This is a genomic window from Acidobacteriota bacterium (genome assembly GCA_034211275.1).
GTDB lineage: Bacteria > Acidobacteriota > Thermoanaerobaculia > Multivoradales > JAHZIX01 > JAGQSE01.
In genome coordinates this window covers 1-3,010 of record JAXHTF010000334.1, presented here as the reverse complement: position 1 = coordinate 3,010, position 3,010 = coordinate 1, and the positions used below count along the sequence as shown (strand labels likewise).

Here is a 3,010-nt window from a genome sequence, read left to right as displayed (position 1 = left end):
CGGTGCCCCAGGCCCCACCCCCAGCGGCCAAGACCACCACTCAGACCCCGGCCAAGACCGCTCAGGCCGCCCCGCCCCCGCCGGCGGAGCCGCCGGTACGCCGCGGCCAGCTGGTCGAGCCCGGCCCCGGCGTCGTGCCCCCGCGGCTGGTCGAGCAAGCCCCCGCCCGCTACCCACCGGCGGCCCGCCGCTTCCGCCGCGAGGCCACCATCGTGGTGCGCGTGCTGGTGGACGAAAACGGCAAAGTCTCCCAGGTTGAGCAGGTCTCCAAAGAGGCCGGCCTGGGCCTCGACGAGTCCGCCATGCAAGCCGCCCGCCGCTCCACCTTCCGCCCCGCTACCAAGAGCGGCGTGCCGGTGAAGATGTGGCATTCGCTGCGGTTTGATTTCAAGCCGTAGGCAGCCACCACGCCTCGATCCCCACCGCCGGCGCTTCCCCACGGGAGCGCCGGCTTATAGTTGGCCGCAGGATGCCCTGACGCTAGCTCGAGAGCATTTCCCTACCAATCCACGGCACCCGCCGTGACGCCTTGCCCGCTTACTTCACCGCCGTAAGCGACCATCCCTTGACCAACAGGCTCTGCCCTAGGTACATCTTCGCTAGCACGGCAAGTGAGCAATTCTGGCGATTCTCCAGAAGGCGTCCCGAAACCCGTGGGCACTTCTGGCTCTACGCAACGATTCGAGAAGTTTCCACACTTTCAACGAATACTTTCTAAGATCCTGAAGACAGAGAGTCACCAATCACTCGCCAACCGATTGTCGAGGCATAGGACAAAAAGGGGAAACCACGATGCAGCGGAAGGGCACCAAGGCGCAAAGGCTCCGGTCCAACACCTACCACCGGCCAGCTCTCGGAGCTTGGTGGATCTGGGGCATCCTCATTCTTGGCCTCGCCCTCCCGGCCGCCGCCGACGTCTATCTCGCCACCGACCGCGGCGCCCTGCCGGCGGACCGGACCACCGGTAAGATCTTCGACCCGCTCCTCGGAACCGCCGACGCCCGGGCGGTAGCCGGGGATTCTGCGAGAGAGCTCGTCTGGGTTCACACCGGCAGAGAGCTCGCCGCCTTCGGTCTCGACGGCACGCCGGTGCTCTCGGTGCCCACGGACGCAGGGGAAGAAGGGATCGCTCGGATGGCCGTAGATCCCGAAGACGGCACCGTCTGGCTCGGCAGTGGTGAGGTGGTGGGCTCCTTCGCTCCCTCTGGCCAGGCGCTCCAGCAGATTCCCCTCGCAGCGGACCTCCGAGGCCTCTTCGCCACCGAGGCCGGCCTGTGGATCGCCACCGCCGAGGCGGTCACTCTTCACGACCCGGTCACCGGCGCCGAGGTGCGCAAGCTGACCCTCGGCGAGGGAGCCGAGGTGCGGGCCCTGGCGGTGGATGCCGAGAGCGTGTGGGTGGCGGCAGACGAGCAAATTCTACGGTTTGTCGAAGATCCACCGGGCGAGGCGGAAGACGGCAAGCCCGGCGAGTTTGAAGACACCGGAGCGCCCACCAGCAGCTTTGCCGCTCCTGGGATCCTGGCCCTCGCTCCCGGCGGAGACGAGACCCTCTGGGTGACCGACGGCGTGACCGTCACCCGGGTCGACGCCACCGGCGAGGCCCTCACCTCGGTCCAGCCTTTTGGACTAGCCGGCGGCAGCGTAGAGGGCGAAAAGAATCCCGGCGACCACACGCTGGTGGCCGACGGCTACGCCGGTTCCGTCTGGGCCGTGAGCGAAGCAGGCGCCGTGCGCCTCTCTCCCTCCGGCTGGGAGATGGAGCGCTTCGAGCCTTCCGTGAGCTTCGGTGAGCCGGTGGCGCTGCGCGGCCTGGCTTTTGGAGCTGTACCCGCGGACACCGAAGGCCCCGGGCTGGAGATTCTTCGGCCCACCGACGGCGCCGAGCTGGAGGAGCTGCGGCCCGAGATCGAGCTCGCCTGGAGCGACCCCGGCACCGGCGTCCGACCCGGGAGCCTCGCGCTGGCGCTCGACGGCGAGGCCTTCGGCATCCCTTGTACGGTGAATCTGTCTGGAGCCATCTGCCGGCCAAGCCAGGACCTGGCCGAGGGCGAGCATGTCCTCACCGCCACCGTCGCCGACCACGGGGGTGCCGAGTCGCTGCCGGTCCAGGTCGCCTTTACCCTTCTCCCTGGCGACGGAGGGGACGAAGACGACGCTGATGACGGCTCCGAGAACCAAACTCCCGATCCCGGCCTCTACCAGCCCGTCGAGATCGACCGCGGCCTCCTGCCCAATCGCCCCTACCAGGGACTCGACGGCATCGACGCCATCGACCTGACCTCCGGCAACCTGGTGCTCCGCATCCCCCTCGGCCAGACCTACACCGTCGGCGACCGCCTCGCCTACAGCTTCCAGGCAGTCCACAACGCCAAGGCCTTCGAATCCGTCCGCCTCGACTGCGGCACCTACAACGGTCCTACCACCTGTGGCAATCTCGGCCGCGATCTGCACTTTTCCACGACCAACCTGGCCGCCAACGCCGGTCTCGGATGGGAGGTCCACTTCGGCCGGCTCTTCGCTCCCGATCCCCCCGGCCACCTGGCCTCCAACGAACGCCAGCGCTGGCCCAACGCTCAGTGGACCGTCGACCCCGAGGATCAGCTCCAGCGCTGGCTCTACATCGCTCCCGACGGCGCCCAGCACACCCTCCACAACCTCCCGGACCGCATCAGCAGCTCCACCCATGGGCCGGTGCGATACTCCAAGGACGGCTCCCAACTGCGCATGGTCCAGACCGGAGCCGACCAGATCGAGCTGCACTTCCCGGACGGCCTGATCTCTGTCTTCGAGCGCACCGACTCCTCCCTCGGAACGCTCTTCTGCAACGGCACCGGTGATTCCATGTCTCCCCGCTGCTGGCGCCTCGCCGAGCGCCGCGACCCGTATGGCAACCGGATGAATCTGGCCTACCACCTCAACGCCAGTGGTCAGGAGGTCTGGACCGTTTCCGACAGCACCGGCCGAAGTCACAAGCTCTTCTTCGACCTCTCCGCGGCTGCCCGCGCCG

At 67.9% G+C, this 3,010-nt stretch carries 2 protein-coding genes; both read left to right on the top strand.

The genetic code is table 11. The features are described 5' to 3' along the window. Positions 1 to 398: energy transducer TonB (locus tag SX243_25665; protein ID MDY7096378.1), on the top strand; the 398-nt coding region annotated here is incomplete at its 5' end. A gap of 394 nt (positions 399 to 792) precedes the next feature. Further along, a partial coding sequence (locus SX243_25660) for a hypothetical protein (GenBank protein MDY7096377.1) occupies positions 793 to 3,010 on the top strand: 2,218 nt, incomplete at its 3' end.